The organism is Bacillus sp. 220_BSPC (assembly GCF_001054655.1).
Classification (GTDB): domain Bacteria; phylum Bacillota; class Bacilli; order Bacillales; family DSM-1321; genus Peribacillus; species Peribacillus frigoritolerans.
In genome coordinates this window covers 90,250-108,312 of sequence record NZ_JVPL01000185.1, presented here as the reverse complement: position 1 = coordinate 108,312, position 18,063 = coordinate 90,250, and the positions used below count along the sequence as shown (strand labels likewise).

Sequence of the window (18,063 nt, the reverse complement as noted above, 5' to 3'; positions counted from 1 at the left end):
AACCACAACTCACTACCTGGTAAATAGCAACAAAGTATGTGAAAACAGCCAAAATAAAACTGCATAGCCTAATGACATATGCAGTTTATTGCCTTTTATTTTTTTCGGGATCCTCCAAACATTATGACGGATAGGTTTCCCTTATTTTCATGTTCTCTACTTATTCAATTGAAAAAATGAAAGAATATAAAGGTTGTTTCCCATTATGGACTTCAACTTCAACGTCTTCGAAATTCTCATTACAAAACGCAACAAGACTTTCGACATCTTCAGCAGTGGCATCTTCACCATATAAAATGGTAAGGATTTCTGAATCTTCGTCAATCATATCGGAGAGAAGATCTTTTGCCGCTTTAGTCATGTCTTTATCCTTCACCTTGATGGTGCCTTCAGCAATTCCCATGAAGTCCCCGGTCTCGATTGCAAGACCGTCAATGTTGGTATCCCGGACAGCATAAGTAATCTGGCCCGTTTTCACATGGGAAAGGGCTTCGATCATCGCTTTTTTATTCTCTTCGGCATCAAGTGATGGGTTGAAAGCCAACAATGCAGCCATTCCCTGCGGTACTGTTTTCGTTGGAATGACAGTCACATGATCCCCAAGTACATCAGCAGCCTGATTGGCGGCCATGATGATATTTTTATTATTAGGCAAGATGATCACATGATCTGCATATGCCCCTTCGACAGCTTTAACGATATCTTCCGTGCTAGGATTCATCGTTTGCCCGCCTTCGATGACGGACTTAGCGCCGATGCTTTTGAATAATTCGCTGATGCCAGCGCCCATCGCCACTGACACTACAGCGTATTTCTCTTTGGTGGGCGGTTTAGTTTGAAGCGGTGTATTCGTCTCACCTACAATCGCAGTATGCTGTTCACGCATATTATCGATTTTCATTTTTATTAAACTACCATATTGCTGTCCATAATTCAGGCACGTGCCAGGCTGTTCAGAGTGAATATGTACTTTGACGACTTCATCATCTGAGATGACTAGTAAAGAATCTCCGTATTCACTTAAATCATTTCTGAATTTTTCTTCATCAAATGATTGATTGGCAAGTTTTTCACTTTCCAATCGGACCATGAATTCCGTACAGTAGCCAAACACGATATCTTCCGTGTTCATATGTCCTTGTACATTCATGTGATGTTCGGCACTGATCATGTCATCCATGCTTGGACCATTAGCGGATCGGACTGGAAGGGCTTCACCTTTCAGCTCAGCAAGGAAACCTTCATATACGAACACCAACCCTTGTCCGCCGCTATCAACGACACCCACTTCTTTTAAGACTGGAAGAAGATCAGGTGTGCGTTTTAATGAAGCATTTGCCTCCGTAACGATTTCTTCCATTACCTGAATAAGGTCTATATGCTTTGCTGCTGATGAAACCGCTTGCTTGGCTGCATCTTTTGCAACCGTTAAAATGGTTCCTTCAACAGGTTTCATAACGGCTTTATAAGCTGTTTGAACCCCTGCTTCAAAAGCTTGGGCAAATTCTTCACTATTGATTTCCGATTTATGTTCAATCGCTTTAGCAAAACCGCGGAACAGTTGCGAAAGGATAACTCCCGAATTGCCGCGTGCGCCCATAAGCAATCCTCTTGAAAGGGACGCACCCACTTTTCCGATGTGTTCCTGGACGTTATTTTGCACTTCCTTCGCTCCCGAAGTCATCGATAAATTCATATTCGTTCCTGTATCTCCATCCGGAACAGGGAAAACATTCAATGCATCAACCATTTGGGCATTAGCCGCTAAATGGTTGGCACCTTGAATGATCATTTCTGCAAAGCGCTTTCCGTTCAAACTTGTAATTGACACAAAACTTTCCTCCTATACTTAAGGGTTCGTCACACGAACTCCCTGTACAAAAATGTTAACGGAATCAACAGCTAATCCTACAGTTTTGTCCAGAGTGTACTTTACCTTTGATTGCACATTATGTGCAACTTCCGAGATTTTCGTTCCATAACTTACGATAATATACATATCGATATGAACTTCTTCCTCTTCTTGACGTACAATTACACCCTTAGTAAAGTTTTCTTTTCTTAGAATTTCGGCAATGCCGTCTTTAAATTGTTTTTTGGAAGCCATTCCTATAATTCCATAGCAATCCACGGCTGCGCCGCCTGCTACAGTTGCGATAACATCATTAGAGATATCAATTTGTCCATACTTCGTTTGTAATTCGATAGACATTTTCTTTTCCCTCCCAAAAAATCAAATCAACTAAAGACATTTTACTATAATGTCTCTGGTTTTAAAAGTAAATGTCTTACGGCACTCTATATAATTCAATTTCGAAGTATGTATGTCAAGGTTTTTTTCTTGAAAGTAATTAACTGAAGTATTGCATTCTAGCGGTAGGTATGATAAATTATTAAAGTATTTTACAAAGACTTAAGACGACTGCGAAAAACTTAAGCTTGTTGTAGTTAGGAGGGAATTTGACATGGCACGTAAATGTGTAATCACTGGAAGAAGAACTCGTTCTGGTAACAGCCGCTCTCACGCAATGAACGCTAGCAAGCGTACATGGGGCGCTAACCTTCAAAAAGTACGTATTTTAGTTGACGGTAAACCTAAACGTGTATACGTTTCTGCAAGAGCTCTTAAATCGGGCAAAGTAGAACGCGTATAATGTTACGGCATCCTCTTAGGATGCCTTTTTACTTGTAATGGCCGGTATTTAATGGGGATGGTTTCAAATCTTTGACCAGTCCAGTCTGCATCAAGAAGGATGCCTTCACCCATTAATGGATGGCCGCCCATATTTACCAAAAAATAACACCTCCCTTATTTTGAGAGGTGTCATGGAGATAAGTATCAGCCTTTTTTAAACGCTCCGAGCATAGCCCTTACCAAACTGCCCAGAACTTTTGGCAATTTAATCGTATAAAATTTCATCATGCCCCTCCTCTTTGCATCCCACAATTAAAGATGAAGTGGAATTTTTCTATTACAACATAAGCTTTTAAGCGGATATAGGATGATCGTAATTATATCCGAATCTGCTCTAAGCATGAATTTTAATCACTGCTTCTTATCACCATTAATATGCCTTTCTCAAATGAAACATTCCCAGATTCGGAAATTAGTTCATTGCTGATGCAAAGCGTCGAACCCATTTCCAAGCTTGCATCGTCCAGCGGATATTTGAAACCCGAAAGAGTAATGCCGGTGACTTCAGCGTTTACTGGGAGCAAGGACAAGTATTTCTTATCTTTCAAAGCAGTGACCTCATAAGAACCGGCTGTCTTTACTGTGATTATATTTTGCCGATCGACTATGTATATATCCATATCGCCATGATGAGGGAGGACACTTTCTTTTTGGAGCAGCTGGATATTCCCGAGAAAATGGTCCATTCTTCCCCCTGTTGCGCCCAGAATGTGAATTTCTCTTGGCTTTTGCCCCATTGCCCATTTAAATGCGATTTCTAAATCCGTTTCATCCTTTTCCGAGGAATATAGATTGATTTCTTGCAGCATTTGCTCAATCTTTTCGTATTCACCTTCCGAAACCGAATCAAAATCCCCAAAACCGTACTTAGGTTCGATACCTTTTTCAAGCAGAGACCATACTCCCCTGTCAACCCCGACCCAAAGATCTGTCTTCTCCTTATACCATGTCAAATCCGGCCAAAAACATTCCGGACCTCCAGCCATTATACTGATAATCATCGAAATCATCCTTTTCCATATATAATCATATCCAAGGTGCCTTAGTTTAATTGATAAAAAAAGCCGATCACCATCATATGAATATGATAGTGTCGGCTTATATCACTTTCCCCGAATCTTTTGAATCGCTGCGTGTCGATCTTCCTGATCATATATTGCCGAACCGGCCACCAGGATTGTCGCCCCTTGTTCAATACATAGTTTAGCCGTTTCTTCATTTACTCCACCATCAATCTCTATCTCGAGATTTTGATTATACTTTCCTGCCATCGCCTTCACTTCGGCAATTTTCGGAAGAACGGATTTAATGAACTTTTGCCCGCCAAAACCCGGATTAACCGTCATCAACAATACCATGTCAATATCTTCGATTATAGGTTGTATCAAGGAAGCCGGAGTGGCTGGATTAAGCACCACGCCTGCCTTTACACCAAAAGATTTAATCAATTGAACCGTTCGATGCAAATGTGTGCAGGCCTCTACATGTACAGTTATATAATCGGCTCCCGCTTTCGCAAAGGACTCGATATAACAATCAGGTTGTTCAATCATTAAATGAACATCAAGCGGAAGCTTCGTTACTGGGCGGATAGCATCAACAATTAGTGAGCCTATCGTTATATTCGGCACGAAATGCCCATCCATGACATCCACATGGATCAAATCCGCTCCGCCCCTTTCCACATCAAGAATTTCTTCTCCCAATTTTGCAAAGTCAGCTGATAAAATGGATGGTGCGATTTTAACCATTTTAATACCTCGGCTTTCTATCTCTTATTTCTTCTAAGAATTGCATATAATGCTCGTATCGATAACGGGGAATTTCCCCGGAATCCACCGCTTCCTTCACTGCACATTTCGGTTCTTTATCGTGCAGACAGGCCCTGAATTTACATTCTTCCCCATGCTTATGCATTTCCGGGAAGCAATAGGAAAGCCGTTCAGCTTCCATTTCCATGAATTCAAGTGAACTGAACCCTGGAGTATCCGCGACAAGTCCGGAGCCAATATGGATCAATTCAACGTGCCGGGTCGTATGCTTCCCGCGTCCCAGATGTGAAGAAATATCATCCGTCTTTAAAGCCAATTCCGGATTGATCGCATTCAGCAAAGACGATTTCCCAACACCGGACTGCCCCGCAAATACACTGGTCTTTCCTTCTAAATACGGCACTAGTTCTTCAATCCCTCCAGCGGTGACGGAAGATGTCTCCAGTACAGTATAGCCAAGTTTCTGATAGTCCTTGATATACTGAGACAATTTCTTTTGGTTTTCAGCTGTAACCAAGTCCAGTTTCGTCACGACGATGATCGGTTCGATTTCGTTATCTTCGATCAATACGAGAAATCGATCAAGCAAGGCTGGACTGAAATCAGGTTCCACTGCCGAAAAGACAAGGATTGCCTGGTCTACATTCGAGATTTGCGGACGTATCAATTCATTCTTTCGCGGTTTTATTTCGGTCACGGTCCCGTCCGTTTTATTTTCCGCTTCAAAAACAACATAATCACCAACGAGCGGGGTTACCTTATTCTTCCTGAACAGGCCCCTTCCACGGCATTGATAGACCTCTTCACCATCAAGGACATAATAAAATCCACTTAATGCTTTGATTATTTTTCCTTCTGGCATAACCACACTCCTAATTCTTAAATTTATTCTGGATATGAGACGGATTCGTCAATGATGACCTGATTGTCCCGCATGACTTTATATCCTGCTTTCTTATCCGGGGATACCATTAATTCGATCGTTCTCTTCGCATCTTCCAATATATAGAATGTTTCTTGAGGCTCCGTCATGCTATTGTCGATATCCTCGATGAAGATTTGTATTTTTTGTGTTTTGCCTGGCTCAACCGGATCATACTCGATGTTGACTTCCTCCGTTACACTCTTGGGCGGAATCTCTTCTTTCCCTTTTGAAATGACCACTTTCACAGTACTGCCCTTTTCCACCTTCGTAGCAGGTTCCGGTGACTGGGAAATGACAAGCCCCTCCGCTACGGAATCATCATAGATTTCTTCTTCGATCTCTACCTTTATTCCACTCTCGCTTGAATAATCATTAAGGCCAGCCTCATTGAACCCCGTTAAGTTCTTCAAGCTCATGAGATCTGCCCCTTTACTGACCGTCAGCTCAAGCTCCGTTTCGGATGGTACGACCTCAGTAGCACCAGAAGGCGATTGTTCTATGATCGTGCCGGGAGCACTGTCATCATACTTTTCAGTCACGCTTATGTTTTTGAATCCCATTTTTTCAAGCAGGGATTTAACATCAGAGTAATCTCGACCTTCATAGCTGGACAATGAAATCGTCTCTTTACCGACGCTTTGATAAATATCGATCACTGCACCTTCCTTGACCGTCTTACCTTCCTTAGGATTGGTTTTGATCACAAGACCAGCTTCAACCTCTTCATCTTCAATCTCGATCGTATCTCCAATTTCCAAATCCAGTTCAAGCAATTCAGTAATGGCGTCATCCAATTCTTCCCCTTTAAGGTCAGGGATCGTCACTTCCTTCGAGACAAGGAGGGGAGGTAAAACTGTAACAGATAAAACTGCAAGCAGTGCGAGAACTAAAAAGGTGGTCACCAAGATCGCTGGCATGTTCTTTCGTTTTTTACCTTTGTGTTCCGACTTGTTTTTTTGTTTTTTCTGTTTCTTTTGTTTCTTCTGTTTCTTTTTTGAATTACTCTCTGCTTCTGATTCACTTTCCTCATCGTCCGCATAAACTAACGTATTTTTTTCAGGACCCCTAATGATTGTCTCATCGATGCTTGAAAGCTGATCATCCGTTATGACGGGGATGGCTTTTGTTGCATCATGATCTTCGGGAATCGCAAAAGGAGGTTCATTGGAACGCTCCGGATTAAGCGACGTCCGTATATCATCTTCCATCGAGTCCACGCTCTCATAGCGGTAATATGAATCTTTGGCTGTCGCTTTCAAGATAATATTTTCCACACTCTGGGGGATTTCAGAGTTCCAGCGTTTTGGTGAAGGAGTTTCCGATTGTAAATGTTTAAGAGCTATCGACACGGCTGATTCACCCGAAAAAGGCAATCTCCCCGTCAACAATTCAAACATGACGATGCCAAGTGAATAAATGTCCGATTTCTTATTGGCCATACCGCCTCTGGCCTGTTCCGGAGATAAATAATGAACCGAACCCAAGACTGCGTTGGTCTGCGTTATGTTTGTTGCACTTAGGGCCAATGCAATCCCAAAGTCCGTAATCTTGACGGTTCCTTCCTTATCAATCAAAATGTTCTGTGGCTTGATGTCACGATGGATGATCCCATTATGATGGGCATGGGAAATCGCTGCCGTGATTTGCCTCATGATATCCAAGGCTTCATCAACTGGAATTGGATAATATTTTTGTATGTATTGCTTAAGTGTAAAACCGTCAACGTATTCCATTACAATATAATAGATGGAATCTTCTTCACCAACATCATAAATACTTACGATATTGGGATGGGCCAAACTGGTTGCCGATTGGGCTTCCCGATTGAAGCGCTTGATGAACTCTTCGTCATTATTAAAATCCATGCGAAGGATTTTCAATGCAACATCCCTATCCAAGATCATATCCCTTGCAAGGTAAACATTAGCCATACCGCCGCCGCCGACCATCTGGATCAGTTTATAACGGCCGTTGATCCTTCTGCCAATCAACATTCAATTCACCTGCTTTCACTTTCTTCAGTAAATTGAACAAGCACAAGGGTGATATTATCTTCCCCACCGTAGTGATTGGCCTTATCTATTAATGAATTCGCCTTTTCTTCAAGTGACTGTGCATTGGTTACCGTTTCTTCCAGTTCCAGTTCACTCACTTTATTCGTCAATCCGTCCGAACAAAGCAATAGTAAATCATTTTCTTCGAAGATGACCGTCATAATGTCCATTTCCACTTGCATTTCTGTCCCCAAGGCTCGTAATAAAACATTTTTCCGTGGATGGTTTTCGGCATCTTCTTTCGAAATCTGACCGGAACGGACCAATTCGTTAACGAGTGAATGATCTTCCGTGACCTGCTTAAAACCACTCTCATTATACAAATAACACCGGCTGTCCCCGATGTTGGCAATGGTAGCAAATTTGTCGGTGCAAATGGCTGCAACAATGGTGGTCCCCATGCCCTTACATTCCGTATTCGCTTCTGCATGTTCAAAAAGCAACTGATTGACCGTGAAGATTTGCTGCTTAAGCCAATCTTCGGCATCATTTGCCGTTTCGATTCCGGTGGATACTTCCCAGCCCTTTTTCAGAAGGTCTATCGTCATTGCACTGGCTACATCCCCGGCACGGTGGCCGCCCATGCCATCTGCAACGATGGCAAGGCGAACGCCTTCCGAGTTCTTAAAGATTCCGCCATTATCTTCATTATGCTGGCGGACTTTTCCACGGTCTGTCTTAAATATTGCCCTCATAGGGTCACCTCGTCTCTTCTTTGCGCTCCTTGGCCCGAAGCTGGCCGCAGGCTGCGTCAATATCACTGCCTTGTTCCCTTCGGATCGTTACATTAATGCCGCGCTTCTTCAATGTTTTTTCAAACTCAAAAATCTGGTCCCGAGGTGTTCGTACATAGTTGCGTTCCGGTACATAGTTAACCGGTATTAAGTTCACATGGCATTTTATCCCTTTTATTAAAGCTGCTAATTCTTCAGCGTGCTCCACTGAATCATTTTCGCCACCGAATAGACCATATTCAAAACTTACACGGCGGCCTGTTTTTTCTGTATAGTATTTGATGGCCTCAATCAGGTCTGGAAGTTTGTAGGCTTTATTGATCGGCATCAATTTACTTCTCAATTCCGTATTCGGTGCATGAAGGGAAACAGCAAAGTTTATTTGCATGCTTTCTTCGGCAAACTTATAGATTTTAGGAATGATTCCACTTGTGGAAACGGTAATATGACGCGCCCCGATGTTCAAGCCCTTTTCATGGTTTATATTCTTCAAGAATGACATCATATTATCGTAGTTATCAAACGGTTCACCGATTCCCATGATAACGACGGAACTAACACGCTCTTCCGACTCGTCAAGTGCTTGCTGAACTTTAACGACCTGGGCAACAATTTCCCCTGATTCAAGATTCCGCTTTAAACCGCCTAGTGTCGAAGCACAGAATGTACAGCCAATTCTGCATCCTACCTGCGTTGTCACACAAATGGAGTTTCCGTATTCATGACGCATCAGCACCGTTTCAATCGAATATCCATCTTGGAGTTCAAATAAAAACTTCATCGTTCCGTCATTGGACGTTTGCTGAATCAAAGTCTTCAATGTTGTGAAGGTGAATTGCGACTCCAACTTATCCCGTAATGATTTCGAAAGGTTGGACATATCTTCAAAACTGGAGACACGCTTTTTATAAAGCCAGTCATATACTTGCTCGGCCCGGAATGCCTTCTCGCCATTTTGTAGAAGCCATTCTTTAATTTGGTGAAGCTCCAATGAGTAGATCGATGGTTTTTCTGGTGTCGTGTCTTTTCTTATTCTAGATGATTTAGTGATTTCTGCCATTACAGCACCTTCTTTCTAAAACTCGCAATAAAGAATCCGTCACTGCTAAAATATTGCGGAAAAACTTGCAGCGTATGACCCTCGATATATGGCTGAACGCTTTCAGGCATTCTTGTGGACAAGGTTGCATCGCTTTCAAAATCCGGATGGCTTTCCAAAAATGCTGCAGCGACTTTGTCATTTTCTTCTTTATCCACCGTACAGGTACTATATACTAACCGTCCGCCTTGCTTAACAAGCGGGGCAGCCGATTCCAATAATTGTTGTTGTATACTTGAGAGTTTCATTATATCATCTTTTGTTTTAGTATACTTTACATCAGGCTTCCGGCGCATGACTCCCAACCCGGAACATGGTGCATCGATCAGGACCCTGTCAAACCCTTCCTTATTAAAGTGCTCTTGCACTTTTCTGCTATCAAGGGCCATTGTCTTAATATTGTTTCTGAGTTTTAGGCGCTCCGCCTGCTCTTTAATGAGCTTGACCTTATGCTCATGAAGGTCGAGCGCATATACTTGTCCTGTGGTCAAGCCTTCTGCGATATGGGTCGTTTTCCCTCCAGGTGCAGCACAGCAATCGAGCACAGCATCATTTTCATTCGCACCCAATGCATGGGCAACTAGCATTGAACTCTCGTCCTGAATCGATAAATACCCCATTTTATAGCTTTCTGAATGGGCAAGATTCCCTTTATAGCTGACGATTGCTTCGGGAACGACTTCACTCGCTTCAACATCATATCCTTCTTCCGTTAATATGCTGATCAGTTCACGGCGTGAAATCTTCTTTAAATTAACACGTCCTGTCTGTAATGGCGCAGTTAAGTTGATTTCACACATTTCCTTGGTTTTTTCATAACCAAATTGCTCTACCCAACGCTGGACCAGCCAAATAGGATGACTCACCTCTATGGAAAGCCGTTCCAGATCATCTTTAATTTCCTCTAAAGAAGGAACACCATTTCTTTGAATATTACGAAGCACACCATTGACCATTGAAGAGGTGCCCTTGTGTCCGCGCTTTTTGGAAATTTCTACAGCCTCGAAAATGATTGCATGATCAGGCACTTTATCTAAATAGACCATTTGGTAAACGGAAAGTCTAAGTAAATTGATGACCCAGCTTTGCGTTTTTTTAGGTTGTTTAATAAACGGGTTCAAAAAATAATCCAAAGTCATTTTCCGCTGGATGGTACCGTAGCTTATCTCTGTAAGCAAACCGCTGTCCACGGCGGATAACTGGTGCTTTTTAATCAAGTTGTTCAATAATAGGTTACTGTAGGATTGGTTTTTCTCTACAGATTCCAAAATATCGAGAGCGATTTCACGTACTCCCTTTTTAGTTTGCTTCATTCTGTTCTCCTAACTTCATGCCTGCTTTAATGAACGATCCGGCTCCGCGCAAGTAATCTTTCGCCGGCATTTTTTTCTTTCCTGAAGGCTGCAGTTCTGTTACTAGTATTGCCGTCTCATTGCCTGTCGAAACGATGAAACCATCATTTTGTACATCAATGACCGTGCCCGGCAAGGCCTGCTTGCCAGCTTCAAGTTTCATAACTTGCCATATTTTCATAATGGAACCGTCTAAGGTTGTATAAGCAACAGGCCAAGGATTCAGGCCGCGTACATGATTATAGATGTCTTCCCCTGATTTCGACCAGTCGATTTTTTCCTCCGACCGTTTGATGTTGGGCGCAAAAGATGCTTTAGCATCATCTTGCTTGATTGCCTGTAACTCTTCATTTATAAGTTTTGGAAGTGTCTCCGCAAGTAAATCCGACCCTATCTTGCTTAATTTATCATGCAGTGTACCAACATTGTCTTCTTCCTCTATAGTAACTTCAGCCTGAGTCAATATATCACCGGCATCCAATTTTTCTGCCATATACATGATGGTTATCCCAGTCTTTTCTTTCCCCTGTAAAATGGAATAATGAATTGGCGCCCCTCCACGCAGTTCGGGAAGCAGGGAGGCATGTACATTAATACAACCGTACTTAGGGGCATCCAACAATTCATTCGGAAGAATTTGTCCGAATGCCGCCGTCACCACTAAATCAGCATTCAATGCAATGATTTTTTCAAGTTCTTCTTTTTCCCGGATTTTATCAGGCTGATAAACGGGTATCCCATGCTTTTCGGCTTCAACTTTAACTGGCGGCGGCGTTAGCACCTTTTTGCGACCCACTGGACGATCGGGCTGTGTGACAACAGCGATCACATCATACCCTTCATCAATGATTCTTTTCAATACCGGCACCGAAAAGTCCGGTGTACCCATAAAAATTATTTTTGTCATTCTTCTCCATACCTTTCTAACTCTTCTTCCGAAATATACCGGGAAACCTTACTTGTAAATAAGACTCCTTGCAGATGATCGATTTCGTGTAGAAGGGCCCGTGCAAGGAAATCCTCCGCTTCTATCTCGAAATAAGATCCTTTTCGGTCTTGTGCCCGGACTTTGACACGGTAAGGACGCACTACTTCACCATATAAACTCGGGAAGCTCAAGCATCCTTCAACACCTGTCTGTTCTCCTTCCAATTCCAGCACTTCCGGATTAATCAGTTCGATTGCACCTGATCCTTCCTCTATTTCAACGACGGCCACTTGCTTTTTCACGCCAACTTGAGGTGCTGCAAGTCCAACGCCATCAGCCTCCACCATCGTTTCATACATGTTATTTAACAGCTTTGCCAACTTTTTATCAAAACTTGTTACTTTATCGCATTTTTGTTGTAAAATTTTTTCAGGAAACAAAACAATCGGTAAAATAGCCAAAATTAAAGGTACCCTCCTAGATATGAAAAACAACACTTCATTATATAAAAACGCAAGCTGTAACAGCTCGCGGTAATCATCCATCTCTTAAATAATTACATCATGATCTGTGGATTTAAATCTATTGAAATCTGCAAATGATTCTGAGCGGTTTCTTTTTGGTAATGCTCTAAAAGTGTGCGTAAATGCTGATTCAGGTCAGGCTCTCGTTTGTATTTTATCAGACATTGATAGCGATATCTATTGTTGATTCGACTAATGGGCGAAGCAACCGGACCTAGTACGACAGAATCCCGATTCAATCGCGAGCCTAAATAATTGGTGATTTTCTCAGTAACACTCACCGTCTTCATTAAATCTTCATGTGAAACGGTTATCAGGACAACATAATAATATGGAGGGTAATGACTTTGCCTCCTTAGATACATCTCCCGTTCATAAAAAGCATCATAATCCTGCAGGGCAGAAAGCTCGATGCTGTAGTGCTCAGGCGTATAGGTTTGGGTGACCACTTCTCCCGGAAGCTGATGACGTCCCGCCCTTCCGCTGACCTGCGTCAGCAGCTGAAATGTCTTTTCCGAAGAACGGAAATCAGGCAGATGTAGCATCGTATCGGCTGAAAGGACTCCAACCAGAGTGATATTAGGAAAATCAAGGCCCTTGGCTATCATTTGGGTGCCTAGCAATATATCCGCCTTTCCTTCACCAAAGGCATTCAGCAATCGCTCATGTGAACCCTTCTTACTCGTCGTATCAACATCCATTCGTATGACCCTTGCTTCAGGGAGGATTTTTGCAAGCTCTTCTTCAACCTTTTGAGTGCCTGTTCCAAAGAACCTTATATGTTCACTTTCACATTCAGGGCAAACGGAAGGCATTCCCTCTTCAAACCCACAATAATGGCATTTCATTATATCATTAAAGCGATGATATGTAAGTGAAATGTCACAATTAGGGCAGTTGATGACCAATCCGCAGCTTCGACACATCACAAAGGAAGAATGTCCCCTTTTATTTAGCATCAGGACAGTTTGCTCCCCCTTATCAAGCCGGTCTTTCAGCTTGGTAAAGAGCAGCTCCGAAAACATGGAACGATTTCCCGTTCTTAGTTCTTCCCTCATATCTACAATATCCACTGCTGGCAAAGCATTTTTATTCATCCTCTGGCTAAGGGTCAATAATTTATAGACATTTTTCTTGGCTCGCGCAAAAGATTCAAGTGTAGGTGTGGCGCTGCCAAGAATAACCGGACAACCATATGATTTTGCTCTTTCAATGGCAACATCCCTAGCATGGTATCTTGGCGTTTCTTCTTGCTTATAACTGGATTCATGCTCTTCGTCAATGATGACCAGCCCCAGGTTTTCAAAAGGAGCAAACACGGCAGAACGAGCCCCGACCACCACTTTTACTTCTTTGCGGTGAATTTTCCGCCATTCATCATATTTTTCACCTACGGATAAACCGCTATGCATGACAGCTACCTGCTCCCCAAATCGTTCCTTAAACCTCTTCACAGTCTGTGGCGTCAAGGAGATTTCAGGTACAAGCATGATGGCTTCCTTCCCTTTTTCAATGACAGAGGCAATTGCCTGCAGATACACTTCCGTCTTCCCGCTGCCGGTTACACCATATAAAAGGAAGACATCATGTTCATCATGATGTATTTTCTCTTGGATCGGCTTCAATGCAGCGGTTTGTTCAGCTGTCAGTGTAAAGGGAATGGATTTTTCGAACACACGGTTTTCATAAGGATCACGGTATATTTCTTGATCCATTTCAGCCAAGGCCCCTTTTGACACTAGGGATTTGACGGTACCGCTTGATGTGTTCATCAATTCAAGCAAATCCTTTAACGGGATGGGTTCTTGATGTTCAATAAAGTAATGAAGGAGTTCCTGTTGTTTTTTTGCATGGCTGGATATGGCTGATGCCATTTCTTTCAGTTCCATAGGGGAAAGCAAAGATTTTATGACTCGGACCGTCTTCTTGTTAAGTCGGTTTTTCACATTATATTCGAGCTCAAGATTGCCATTTTGCATTTCCTTTTGGACCAGGGAGGCATTTTCCCCTTCAATCACGTCTTTCCAAGATAGTGAATCATTTTTTCCGAAAAGGTTTTGAATGGAGGGAGGGAGCTGATCCTTTTTATCGTCAACGACTTTAATAACTTTTTCATACTTTGCTTTCATTGCTGCCGGAAGCATGGCCTGTAGCGCTGAAATTTTAAAACACATCGCCTCATTGGTCAACCAGTCACCGAGCTGAAGCAATTCATCATTAAGGATGGGCTCCAAATCCATTGGTTCCTTTATAAAGCGTAATTTCGCAAAGTCGCTTTTAGCTTTTAAGCCTGTGACGAACCCCTGCACCATTCTTGGACCGAATGGGACGATGACTCTCATTCCGGGCTTGATGACTTGGTTCCACTTTTCAGGGATGCGATAGTCGAATTCTCGATCCGTTTGTTTAGCAGGTACATCCACGATGACGGATGCTATATCCATAAGACATCATTCCTTTTGCTTGCGAGATACTTCTGCCAGGATGCTTTTAGCTATATCCGCTTTACTCATTTTTGGAAGTTCGGTAGCACTTCCATCTTTATCGTAAATGGTCACGATGTTCGTATCCGTTCCAAATCCTGCCCCTGCGACGGTAACATTATTGGCAACGATCATATCTGCATTCTTTTTGACTAATTTTCCTCTTGCGTATTCTTCAACATTGTTCGTTTCAGCCGCAAAGCCCACCAAAATCTGATGAGTTTTATTTTCACCGAGTTCCTTTAGGATATCCTTTGTCCGTTCAAATTCAATCACATTTTCCCCTGGCTGCTTTTTCATCTTTCGAGTATGATAGACCTTCGGTTTATAATCCGCCACTGCAGCCGTCATGATTACGACATCACTGGTAGCGAACTGATCGAATACCGCATCATACATATCTGCAGCTGATTCCACTGGTATTACACTAGCCTTGGGAGGTGGCGTCAAGTTCACTGGGCCGGTAATCAATGTCACCTCAGCGCCCATTTCAATTGCCGCTTCGGCTAGGGCATAACCCATTTTGCCGCTGGAATGATTCGTCACAAAACGCACCGGATCAATCGCTTCACGTGTCGGTCCTGCCGTTATTAAATATTTCTTTCCTTTAAGAGGCTGTTGCTGTAATTTGCGTTCATTGAAATATCGATTAAGATGTTCTACGATTGTTTCAGGTTCCTCCAATCGTCCTTTCCCTACATATCCGCAGGCCAAATACCCTTCACCCGGTTCAATGAATTGATATCCAAACGCCCGAAGTGTCTCCATATTTTTCTGAACCGCTGGATGTGCGTACATGTGCACGTTCATTGCCGGCGCAACCCAAACAGGTGCTTCCGTTGCCAATAGGGTGGTCGTGATCATATCATCCGCGATTCCATTGGCTACTTTGCCAATGACATTGGCTGTAGCTGGAGCCAACAGGAGGATATCAGCCCAATCAGCCAAGTCGATGTGGGCAATGACTGAAGAATCCTTCTCATCAAAAGTATCTGTGTACACATCATTTCTCGAAAGTGCTTGAAAGGTGAGCGGCGTCACGAACTTACGTGCCGATTCACTCATGATCACTTTAACATGCGCACCTTCCTGAGTTAATTTACTTGTCAGGGCAGCAGCCTTATATACAGCAATCCCGCCGGTGACACAAAGAAGTACTTTTTTATCGATAAGCATGCAAATTTCCCCTAACTATACATTCTATTCTTTCTAATTATGACGGAAAACCGAAGAAATTTCATTTGAAATGCGCAATAACCTATGGATTCCCCCAAACATTACTTTTAAAAAAATCAATACAAACAGGCCTGACACCTTGGCCGCAGGAAGGAAGCACTTTCCAAATGTAACGCTCCTGTTTGCTTTAGGGTGTCAGGCCCGATAGGTCAAGCTCTGTGTTCTCTTAGTTTTCCTCGTAAGAATTATCGTAAGTCAATTTACCGGAATGAATTTCTTCAAGGGCACGACCTACCGATTTATGGGAAACCGGTTTTATAAGGCAATTATCTTTAATTTGCATTTCCCTGGCACGTTTAGCTGCCACCGATACAAGTGAGTATTTAGAATCGATTTTAAGTAATAGAGAATCAATTGATGGATATAACATGATTTATTCCGCCTCCAACATTTTTTTATATAAAACTGCAACTCTTTCCCGACGGCAATGCTCGGCAATTACAATTGCATTAATTCTAGCACATGCTGCATCCACATGATCATTTTCAACAACATAATCGTATAGATCCATAAGTTCTATTTCTTCCTTGGCCACTTTCATCCGGCCTTTTATCGCTTCCTCCGTCTCGGTTCCGCGAGTAACGATGCGGCTTTCGAGTTCAGTCAAACTCGGAGGAGCAAGGAAAATGAAAAGTCCTTCAGGGAACTTCTCCCGGACCTGTTTAGCTCCTTGAACTTCTATTTCCAGAAATACATCTTTTCCGGAATCGATTGTTTCACGGACATAATCCACGGGTGTTCCATAATAATTACCGACGAACTCAGCATATTCCAGCAATTTTCCTTCTTCGATCAGTGCTTCGAATTCCTCGCGTTTTTTGAAGAAATAGTCCACTCCGTCCACTTCACCATGGCGAGGCAGCCTTGTCGTCATCGAAATTGAATATTCGAATGCCGTTCCTGGCTGAGAAAAAATCGCCTTCCTAACAGTTCCTTTACCAACACCGGATGGTCCGGACAAAACGATTAATAAACCTTTTTCTCTCATATTGTTTCAGTTACCCCTCTTCTACGCTGTCATCTCTATCTTGTAGCCGTGCAGCAACCGTTTCCGGTTGAACGGCAGATAAGATAACATGGTCGCTGTCTGTAATTATAACGGCCCTGGTTCTTCTACCATATGTAGCATCTATTAAGGATCCGCGATCTCGGGCGTCTTGGATGATCCTTTTTATCGGAGCCGATTCAGGGCTCACGATGGATACGATCCGGTTCGCGGAAACGATATTCCCAAAACCAATATTAATGAGCTTAATTGACATTTTTGTCCCCCATTCATATATATTGTCACCTTGTTAGGTTCATCATAAACCGACTACTCGATATTTTGAACCTGTTCCTTTAATTTTTCAAGCAAACTTTTCATTTCCACCACTTCTTTCGTAATGGCCGAATCATTTGCCTTTGATCCAATCGTATTGACTTCCCTATTCATTTCCTGGACAAGGAAGTCAAGTTTCCTTCCAATTGGTTCACTGAGGGTAAGGGTCCTTGAAAATTGCTGTACATGGCTATCGAGTCTGGTCAGTTCTTCATTTATATCACATTTATCAGCAAAAATGGCCGCTTCTGTCACAATACGGCTATCTTCAATCAATCCATCAGTCAACTCGGCCAGTTTGATTTCCAATCGGGCTTTATATTTTTCGACGACTGAAGGTGCATGCATTTTGACCCCTGCTACTATCTCACCAAACTTTTCAAGCTGGCGTTTCATGTCCGAGGCAAGCTCCTGACCTTCCAGATCCCGCATTTTTTTCAGATTTTCCAATGCCCCCGTGACAGCCTTCATTAACAGGGATTCCAAATCGGCAGGAACCGCAGGTACTTCTTCCGTCACGAAAATCGAATCAAGTTGCAGCATATCCTGTAATGTAATTGAACTTTCCAGATTGTATTTTCCCTTGACTTCATCCATCAATCCCACATATTGATCAGCAAGATCCCAATCGATCTTCACCTTTTTGGAAACCAGGCTCTCACCTTCCACTGTAATGAAGATTTCCACCCGTCCCCTTCTTATGTATTGATTCGCCTTCTTTTTTACCTTTTCTTCCAAAACCAAAAGCTGGCGCGGCATTCGAATCGTATATTCACAAAAACGATGGTTAACGGTCTTGATTTCAGCAAAAACCCTGACCTGTTCGTTTTCCGCTTCTTCTCTTCCATAGCCCGTCATACTGGTAACCATGGTTCCACATCCTATCAAAACATAATGTAGTAATTTGGTCTTTTAACATTCATTATATATTAGCTAAAGT

20 protein-coding genes are annotated in these 18,063 nt (G+C 42.6%); 1 reads left to right on the top strand and 19 read right to left on the bottom strand.

What is annotated here, in order from left to right; translation table 11 throughout:
• Positions 1–160: 160 nt before the first annotated feature.
• Both ADA55_RS13645 and ADA55_RS13640 read right to left on the bottom strand, forming a co-directional pair.
• Positions 161–1,831 carry a DAK2 domain-containing protein gene (locus tag ADA55_RS13645; protein ID WP_048684654.1) on the bottom strand — a complete coding sequence of 557 codons (1,671 nt, stop codon included), beginning with the start codon at positions 1,829–1,831 and terminating at the stop codon, positions 161–163.
• 18 nt (positions 1,832–1,849) lie between these two features.
• Complete coding sequence (locus ADA55_RS13640; protein WP_048684651.1) at positions 1,850–2,212, bottom strand: Asp23/Gls24 family envelope stress response protein; 363 nt, start codon at positions 2,210–2,212, stop codon at positions 1,850–1,852.
• Positions 2,213–2,465: 253 nt separating this feature from the next.
• Here ADA55_RS13640 and rpmB point away from each other — a divergent pair, with 253 nt between their 5' ends.
• Complete coding sequence (rpmB, locus tag ADA55_RS13635; RefSeq protein ID WP_034313767.1) at positions 2,466–2,654, top strand: 50S ribosomal protein L28; 189 nt, start codon at positions 2,466–2,468, stop codon at positions 2,652–2,654.
• Between the two features lie 2 nt (positions 2,655–2,656).
• On the opposite strand, the gene ADA55_RS29405 is transcribed toward rpmB, so the two are convergent.
• The 17 genes from ADA55_RS29405 to ADA55_RS13555 form a co-directional block, all read right to left on the bottom strand.
• Entirely contained in the window at positions 2,657–2,794 is a 138-nt protein-coding gene (locus ADA55_RS29405) for a hypothetical protein (RefSeq protein ID WP_153246132.1), read from the bottom strand.
• Positions 2,795–2,839: 45 nt separating this feature from the next.
• Positions 2,840–2,920: a stage V sporulation protein SpoVM gene (gene spoVM / locus ADA55_RS13630; RefSeq protein ID WP_034313769.1), complete on the bottom strand. Its 81-nt coding sequence runs from the start codon at positions 2,918–2,920 to the stop codon at positions 2,840–2,842.
• Between the two features lie 122 nt (positions 2,921–3,042).
• Positions 3,043–3,696, bottom strand: coding sequence for a thiamine diphosphokinase (locus ADA55_RS13625; RefSeq protein ID WP_048684650.1), 654 nt, complete (start codon positions 3,694–3,696; stop codon positions 3,043–3,045).
• 102 nt (positions 3,697–3,798) lie between these two features.
• A complete protein-coding gene (gene rpe, locus ADA55_RS13620) occupies positions 3,799–4,446 on the bottom strand; it encodes a ribulose-phosphate 3-epimerase (RefSeq protein ID WP_048684649.1) in 648 nt (215 codons plus the stop codon).
• 1 nt (position 4,447) lies between these two features.
• The gene (gene rsgA / locus ADA55_RS13615) at positions 4,448–5,329 is read right to left on the bottom strand and encodes a ribosome small subunit-dependent GTPase A (protein WP_048684646.1); all 882 of its coding nucleotides are present in this window, start codon (positions 5,327–5,329) and stop codon (positions 4,448–4,450) included.
• A 23-nt stretch (positions 5,330–5,352) separates the two neighbouring features.
• Positions 5,353–7,386 carry a Stk1 family PASTA domain-containing Ser/Thr kinase gene (gene pknB / locus ADA55_RS13610; protein WP_048684643.1) on the bottom strand — a complete coding sequence of 678 codons (2,034 nt, stop codon included), beginning with the start codon at positions 7,384–7,386 and terminating at the stop codon, positions 5,353–5,355.
• Positions 7,387–7,391: 5 nt separating this feature from the next.
• Positions 7,392–8,141: a Stp1/IreP family PP2C-type Ser/Thr phosphatase gene (locus ADA55_RS13605; RefSeq protein ID WP_034313784.1), complete on the bottom strand. Its 750-nt coding sequence runs from the start codon at positions 8,139–8,141 to the stop codon at positions 7,392–7,394.
• A 4-nt stretch (positions 8,142–8,145) separates the two neighbouring features.
• Positions 8,146–9,240 (bottom strand): 23S rRNA (adenine(2503)-C(2))-methyltransferase RlmN, encoded by a 1,095-nt coding sequence (rlmN, locus tag ADA55_RS13600; protein ID WP_048684642.1) that lies wholly within the window; start codon positions 9,238–9,240, stop codon positions 8,146–8,148.
• Positions 9,240–10,592 carry a 16S rRNA (cytosine(967)-C(5))-methyltransferase RsmB gene (rsmB, locus tag ADA55_RS13595; RefSeq protein ID WP_048684640.1) on the bottom strand — a complete coding sequence of 451 codons (1,353 nt, stop codon included), beginning with the start codon at positions 10,590–10,592 and terminating at the stop codon, positions 9,240–9,242. Before rsmB ends, rlmN begins: the two co-directional genes overlap by 1 nt.
• On the bottom strand, positions 10,579–11,538 hold the full coding sequence (gene fmt / locus ADA55_RS13590) for a methionyl-tRNA formyltransferase (protein WP_048684638.1): 960 nt from the start codon (positions 11,536–11,538) through the stop codon (positions 10,579–10,581). The genes rsmB and fmt overlap by 14 nt, the downstream gene beginning before the upstream one ends.
• The gene (def, locus tag ADA55_RS13585) at positions 11,535–12,020 is read right to left on the bottom strand and encodes a peptide deformylase (RefSeq protein WP_034313798.1); all 486 of its coding nucleotides are present in this window, start codon (positions 12,018–12,020) and stop codon (positions 11,535–11,537) included. The genes fmt and def overlap by 4 nt, the downstream gene beginning before the upstream one ends.
• A gap of 95 nt (positions 12,021–12,115) precedes the next feature.
• Positions 12,116–14,527 carry a primosomal protein N' gene (priA, locus tag ADA55_RS13580; RefSeq protein ID WP_048684636.1) on the bottom strand — a complete coding sequence of 804 codons (2,412 nt, stop codon included), beginning with the start codon at positions 14,525–14,527 and terminating at the stop codon, positions 12,116–12,118.
• 6 nt (positions 14,528–14,533) lie between these two features.
• Positions 14,534–15,742, bottom strand: a complete 1,209-nt coding sequence (gene coaBC / locus ADA55_RS13575; RefSeq protein ID WP_048684634.1) for a bifunctional phosphopantothenoylcysteine decarboxylase/phosphopantothenate--cysteine ligase CoaBC — start codon at positions 15,740–15,742, stop codon at positions 14,534–14,536.
• Between the two features lie 226 nt (positions 15,743–15,968).
• The gene (gene rpoZ / locus ADA55_RS13570) at positions 15,969–16,172 is read right to left on the bottom strand and encodes a DNA-directed RNA polymerase subunit omega (RefSeq protein WP_034313807.1); all 204 of its coding nucleotides are present in this window, start codon (positions 16,170–16,172) and stop codon (positions 15,969–15,971) included.
• Between the two features lie 3 nt (positions 16,173–16,175).
• Positions 16,176–16,790, bottom strand: a complete 615-nt coding sequence (gene gmk, locus ADA55_RS13565; protein WP_034313809.1) for a guanylate kinase — start codon at positions 16,788–16,790, stop codon at positions 16,176–16,178.
• A 10-nt stretch (positions 16,791–16,800) separates the two neighbouring features.
• Complete coding sequence (gene remA, locus ADA55_RS13560) at positions 16,801–17,064, bottom strand: extracellular matrix/biofilm regulator RemA (RefSeq protein ID WP_034313813.1); 264 nt, start codon at positions 17,062–17,064, stop codon at positions 16,801–16,803.
• Positions 17,065–17,117: 53 nt separating this feature from the next.
• Positions 17,118–17,993 carry a YicC/YloC family endoribonuclease gene (locus ADA55_RS13555; RefSeq protein ID WP_048684632.1) on the bottom strand — a complete coding sequence of 292 codons (876 nt, stop codon included), beginning with the start codon at positions 17,991–17,993 and terminating at the stop codon, positions 17,118–17,120.
• Positions 17,994–18,063: the final 70 nt, after the last annotated feature.